This window comes from Pseudomonas sp. YuFO20 (genome assembly GCF_035064975.1).
GTDB classification, from domain to species: domain Bacteria; phylum Pseudomonadota; class Gammaproteobacteria; order Pseudomonadales; family Pseudomonadaceae; genus Aquipseudomonas; species Aquipseudomonas putida_AE.
In genome coordinates, this window is sequence record NZ_JAXDEO010000119.1 from 1 (window position 1) to 5,697 (window position 5,697).

Annotated in this window: 4 protein-coding genes and 1 pseudogene; all 5 read right to left on the bottom strand. The window is 55.3% G+C overall.

The window, feature by feature from the left end; translation table 11 throughout:
* A partial coding sequence (locus SOP85_RS30570) for an ImcF-related family protein (RefSeq protein WP_323629346.1) occupies positions 1-1,709 on the bottom strand: 1,709 nt, incomplete at its 3' end.
* Positions 1,710-2,834: a hypothetical protein gene (locus SOP85_RS30575; RefSeq protein WP_323629347.1), complete on the bottom strand. Its 1,125-nt coding sequence runs from the start codon at positions 2,832-2,834 to the stop codon at positions 1,710-1,712.
* A 244-nt stretch (positions 2,835-3,078) separates the two neighbouring features.
* Positions 3,079-3,795 carry a hypothetical protein gene (locus SOP85_RS30580; RefSeq protein ID WP_323629348.1) on the bottom strand — a complete coding sequence of 239 codons (717 nt, stop codon included), beginning with the start codon at positions 3,793-3,795 and terminating at the stop codon, positions 3,079-3,081.
* Positions 3,796-3,842: 47 nt separating this feature from the next.
* Complete coding sequence (locus tag SOP85_RS30585) at positions 3,843-4,283, bottom strand: hypothetical protein (protein ID WP_323629349.1); 441 nt, start codon at positions 4,281-4,283, stop codon at positions 3,843-3,845.
* A pseudogene (locus SOP85_RS30590) lies at positions 4,284-5,697 on the bottom strand (hypothetical protein); the annotation flags it as partial.

Consider the following 5,697-nt stretch of genomic DNA (forward strand, 5'->3'; position numbering starts at 1 on the left):
TGGCCCAACTGGCCGAGCAGCAGCTGACGAACCTGGGCCACCAGCTTGGGGTCGGCCGCGATGCGCCAGTCCGGGTGGGAAGCCAGTTGCTCGCCATAGAACTGCCAGAGCGTCGGCGACAGGCCGTGCCACAGCCCTGGCGAGACCCCGGCGCCGCTCGGCTCGAGCGGGCCCAGGACCTTGACCAGAAAGGCCGCGTCGGCTTTTTCCGGGCGCGCCAGCATCAGGTAGGCCTTGAGTTGTTCGTAGGCCTGCGGCGCGCGCTTGAGGCGTTCGGGGCTGTCGGCGGGCAGCTTGATCAGGGCAGTGAGCTGCTGTTGCAGGCTGGTCACGGCCGGGTCGCGCAGCAATCGTTGGTTGGCCTCGAGGTAGCGCGGCAACAGCAGCGCCAGCAGCGGCTCGTTCTGGTTCAGGCCGAAGCGCTGGTACCAAGGGGTGCCGTGGGTGGCGCGGTACTCCAGGCGATCGAGTTCGCGGGTCAGGTCATTCAGGGCGAGGAATTGTTCGTCACTGGTTGATGATTGTTGCAGGGTCGCCAGTGACGTCTGCACCTGGGCGATGTGCACACGGTTGGTGGCGAAGGACAGCAGCATGCCGGCGCTCCACGCCAGTGCCAGGGCGAGCATCAGGGCCTGCGCGATACGGGTCGCAGGCCAACCGAGGCGACGGACGCGCGCCTTTTTATCGCCGAGCACGCCCTGCCACACTGGCGCTATCGACCAGAAATTACCGCGGTTATGGGTATCCGGCGGTGCCGACGGTAACGGCAGGCTGAACCACAACCCGCGCAACGGCACGCTCCGGGCCAACTCGCCGAGCAATGGCGCCAGCGCCTGACGCCAGCGGGCAATGCCCTCGACCTGCAAATCGCGGGACAGGCGCAGCAAAAAGTCATGCTGCATCTGCCCACGCATCTGCTCCAGGCCCTCCTGGCGCAAGGGCTCGAGCAATTGCTCCAGGCGACTCTCCAGTTCGACGACAGTGAAACCGGCGGGCAACGCGCACCCCACCGGCTGCATCGGGCGCCCGTGCTGAAGCCAGCCACTGTCGCAGACCTGCCACAGGTGCAGCGGCAACTGCCAATGCAGCGCTCGCGCTAGATCGCACAGACGCCTCACGTTTTCGCCGAGCGCTGCGGCGTTGGTGGTCTGTTCCGCGTTCAAGGCCCAGACGACGCCATCGAGGGCACGCCAGCGACTCAAACCCTTCCATTGGCTGAACAACGTTGGCGCCTGCACGCTACCGCCGTAGAGCAGCACGGTGTCCTGTGCATACAAGAAGCACCGGGTGGTCAGGCCGGGGGCGATGGCTTCGATCTGTTCGGGTTCGCCGACGACCAAAAGCAGGCGGACCTTGAGGCGCCAGAAGGGACCGTAATAATCACTGAGAGACACCTGAGCCAAGCGGACCTGTTGCGCGATCAGGGTCTTCGGACTATCCGTGCGCGGTGGCTCGGGAACGTCATCGGCCTCCTCTGCGCGATACACCGAATGCCCCAGACGGCCCCACAGCAGACGGTAGGTTGCCAAGAGCATCACGACGATAAATGTGCACGCAGGTATCGCCAACAACCAGGTGTTTTGCCGATCACTGTCAGGACGAATCCCCAACCATTGAGGAAAATACCAGACCAGGATTTCAAGGAGCACACCGGTCAGAATTAACAGGCCGACCAATCCACTCGGCCCTAAAGAGCGTCGAAACTGCATTCAAGATTCCTTCGTCGAAAGCGGCAGGACGGGCGTCAGCGCCGTGCTCCAGAGCCCCGCGTCGACGGCGCTGTCACCACTGAAAATGAATTGCGGCCCAGCGCCGCGCTGTATGGTTTGCGTTGCGGCAGCGATTGCCAGCCACGAAGAGGCAGTACCGGGGTGTCCTAACGACGCATCCAGGTCGATCAATCGCTGGTTGTGTTTTACCGGCATCGGCACTTCCGCCAGAACGGTACTTATTGCTGCATTGCGTTGTGCATCAATTCCCACTCGCCATGCGTGCTCAACCGACTTGGCTTCCACTGGTGCCCAATCCAGCGCTTGGCGAGTGGCATATAGCAGTGCATCAGAAGTGGTGGCTCGCGCTCGCTCCGGACGGTGAAGGTAGGCCGTCGGCGGTAACGTGGTTTGCGTCAAACGGTTACCCAGTAGTAGCCCTACAGCCGCTTCTGCCTTGCCTTTCGGCTGTAGCGGTGCAAATTGCACTGCCACCACCAGCAGTAGCGCCTGGTCATCAATGCGCTGGTCGAGCCACTGGTCCAGTGCAGATAATCCCTGCCCCTCCACGGGCATCGCCGATTGTCGGATACCAGATGCGGTCCATGCCCTTTGCCAGGCTGGATGCCACTGACTTCGCGGCAGACCGCTCTCGACCTCCAGCAACAGTGCCAACGGTTTCTCGTCCGGCAGATGTGCGAGCGTTTGCGCCAACTCAGCCAGAACCTGACTGAAGACACCGAGCAGTACTTTTTCCAGATCTTCATGCTTTGCGCCAGATAAGCGGCTATGACGCACGATGGATTCATCCATTCGGGTCGGTTGCGCAGTCAATACCTGCGTCCCGCCCAGCAAGGCATCGAGCTGAGTGGTCCCTTCTTCACCCGGACTTCGCAGGGCAGTGAACAGGTTCGCGCTTAACACTTGTTGGGAACGCCGGCCTCGACGCATTTTTCGGCACAAATCCTCTTCACGGGCTTCGTCCCAGCCATCGGCCGCACCTTGTTCCCCCATGTACAACAGCAACCTTGCGAACAGCAGCACACACCAGACGAAAAGCGGTACGCCCAAAGTTCGCGGCCATACATCAATGGATTGTTGATTCAACGCTTCACCGCTGAACAACAAAGTCCCTCCCACGCCCAACAGCAAAAGCAGAGGCAAAAAACATACCCAGGGCCAGATACGCGGTGGTGCGGGGCGCGGGGCTGGAGGAGGAATTTTATCCAAACTTATAGGCATAATTAATTTCCTCCCGGCAACAAAGAGGAGAAGGAAGCTTCAGACACTAGATCCAATTGCATCTATTTATCACCCTCACAATTAAACACTCTCAATCACTGCCTTTGCCTGCAATCCTATAAATTTTTCAGACACACTCATCAACCGCAAGCCTTTCTAAATCTGCTTCTTGCATTCTTTGTAGCCGTATAGGACCAACAGATTGAAAAACATCAAGATACCTGGGTGTATTCGCGCTACTTTTTTCAAAAACTAAAAAAACCATAGCACTTCCGAAATAAAAACAACCAGAAGCACTCTTTATGACTTTTTGAGGGGACGAGTTCTCTATAGAATATATCGAAAAGTACCTATCAAAAACTTCAACGTTCCCTATCACCCCTATCAGAAAGTCTTGTGCCCGTCCTGTTTCAAATAAAGACTTCGTATCAAAAGAGAAAATCGATTGCTGCCACTGATTTGAATATCTCGTGCCAACCTCATCATAAGCCTGTTCCAGAGGTTTATTTAATCCGCACATCCCTGCAGTCACTTGAGCGCCATTATAAATATTTCGTGCGTTCGCATAGGCGCAGTCGATGAACACCTCTCTCCCCCTAACCGCTAACGTATAATAAAAATCGTCCCTACCACTGACTTGCAACGCAGCAAAGCCATTCAGTGTGATAAACCTACGATCGAAACCTTCTTTTTCACCAATTATATTGGCGTAACTTGAGCCACCCCCTTCATCTCGCAGTAAAATATTTCCGGTTGATTTTTCGCCCACTAACTGCCACGCACCTGCTTTTGACCAGACCAGCATCAACCCCATCAATATAAATATCGCCTTTCTTGACTGCATGTTCAGAACCTTTACTTTCAGACAATAATCGTAAAGAAAAATAGGATCTATCTCTCAAGAACCGCACATGATTCTTTGCGCACGAGGTCCTTTTCCGTACAGGAGAGGTGATCTGCCAAACCACCTGAAAATATTACTTCGCAGAACATTACTACTTCACCAATGGGTTGAAGCGGTGTAACCCCAATCTCAAAAAACAGTTTCCCAGCTCTAAAATCTCCAACTTTAAAATCTACCGCCGCAAAATCATCTGCAATTTTCTTCCCATCTATCGAGCAGATAGCTTTCTCGCCCGAGACGCTTCCACCGCCCCCCGGAACTAAGTTTTGAATAATAAGGCAAGACTCCCCCGACAGAAGCAGAAATCTAATAAATAGCTCTCCTACATCTCCCGCACCCGCCATAATTACTCTTTTGTAGTCATGTTCCTTAGCTTCAACCAGACTCGCCGCACACATTAATAGCACAAGGAAAATTGACGCTTTCATCTACAGATACTCCGAACGACGCTTAAACCTATCATGAGGAACACTCCTCCAATAATCCCGATTGGTCATGACACTCTTTACCACCGCAATATTGTTATCTACAAAAGGCTTTTGAATAAGGGATCTTGAACTCGGGGTGTAGTCACCTCTGTAAATCAGATCAATTACAACATCCTGTACTTTGCAACTCACCTCACCCCAATTTAGCACTCCATAATCCGCCTTGTTAATATTTGAATTCGATATACGAATCACTTCTTTTTTCATATGATCGTAAACCGGCAAAAACAAGCGATATTGTTGCTGCCGGGTAATTTGATGCTCTCGTATCTCGTCCGAAGCATTGGCAATGTAGTTCTTCGCTGCGGTACCCTGTAGACCTTTAGCACCGATCAGCCAAGAGCGTAATGGCTCCTGAACGCCGGCATCACTAAGATCTTTTCCTGGATTAGGTCGTTGACCAAGATCGTAACCGCGCCCAATTGTTACGCCAGATACGCCACCTGGCCAGTGAGCAACCCGGCTGAAGTATTTAAACGACGGATGTAATTCGTCATCAATGTCGTTCCCCTCTGCATCAAAAGTCAGTTGACCATAAGGGACTATCAGCCAGCTCAAATCGTTTTCATCAATAGCTGAAATAAAACTCCCCACCAACCCAACCGGATGAAAGTGATACGCCTTCCCCCACGACGGCAACCCCACTTTTTCCGCCACCTCTTCCCACCAACTAAGCTCCTTGATCCGCTGCTTCTCCGCCAGCCAGTTCAAGTGCGGGGTCGAGCCGCTATGTCCGAGCATTTCATCCAGCACATCCCAGACATGCGCCCGGTGAAACCACTCGCTTTCCTTGCGGATGATCATCTGCGCGATCGCTTGCGCATGCGCCGGTAACCTGAGCGCCGCTTGCAGTTCGTCGGCGGTGATCTGGCCGTCGCGGTTAGGGTCGATGATGTTGAACAGGCGGGTCCTGATCGGCCCCTGGTCCTCGTCGTCGGCCAAGGAGCGGTAGCGGTCCAGTTGTGCCTCGCTGAAGTGACGCATGCTGCGCATGAACGACGCCATGGCATGGATGGGCCTACCGTAGTCGTGCAGGACTTCGTAGCCTTCCCAGTCCCAGGGACTGACCCACGGCGTGTTGCCCACGTCTTCACGCACCCAGCCGTTGAGCAGATTGCCGGCAGCGTCGTGCAGCAGGCCGTCGAGGCGGTACCAGTTGATGACCTTGCGGACGGAAGAAGTAGCAGGCACAGAAATCTTGTCGTCGGCTGACAGGCCCTCAAGCAGGCTTTTGGGGATCAACAGGTCGGCGCCGCTCACCGGGTCGGTCTTGCTCGGCACCGGCCAGCGCGTGGCGCTCGCGCCGTCGCGATGCGCGACCACGGCGGTGCCTTTGGCCAGTTTCAGCCAGGTC